The following is a 656-nucleotide window of genomic DNA, read 5'->3' on the forward strand; positions in this document are numbered from 1 at the left end:
TCCCTGGAGCACACCAGAGACATTAATTTTTTCTTACCCTTATCCTGGCCAGACCGAGGTTCCAGCTACCGCGCCAGTAATCCTGCGATTTTCCTCTGCACTTGAGCAAGAGGTTATTGATGACATTGACTCACGCCTACAGCTGGTCAGTGATACTGATGGGAATACCGTCATGGTTGACTATCAGGTGGTAGACAATGGCAGAGGCCTGGCCCTGTATCCTCAATCGCGGCTGGCTCCGGCGGAAGCGTACCATCTGGTTGTCAACGATGATGGCCTTGGAGCCATTGATGATAACTCCGTGGCCCGCGTTCGGTTTCGGACTGCAGGCAGTCAAGCCGGCGCATCGCAAACCATGGGAAGCGGCTCTTTCACCCTGCTTTCAGCCACTCCTCTAGACCAACCGTCATTGCTAGAGCCGATTGATGATGCCAGCCATCCCAACGACATGAGCACCTTCAGGATGTCGTTTAACCAAACGGTTGATCCGACCAGCACAGCATATGGCGAAACCGGATCGGTTCAACTTCGTGACAACCTCGGCAAGTTGGTTCCCGCATCGCTATTTTTGCAGGGTCGTTACCTGACACTGGATCCTGACCAGGATCTGAAACCTGTGGAACACACACTAACGATTGCTGGGCTGCGGGCCCAGA

Annotated in this window: 1 protein-coding gene; it reads left to right on the top strand. The window is 53.8% G+C overall.

The genetic code is table 11. The features are described from left to right. Positions 1-25: 25 nt before the first annotated feature. Positions 26-656, top strand: a 631-nt coding sequence (locus A3730_RS08580) for an Ig-like domain-containing protein (RefSeq protein ID WP_231883896.1), incomplete at its 3' end; no start/stop codon positions are given.

The organism is Alcanivorax sp. HI0044, from assembly GCF_001634945.1.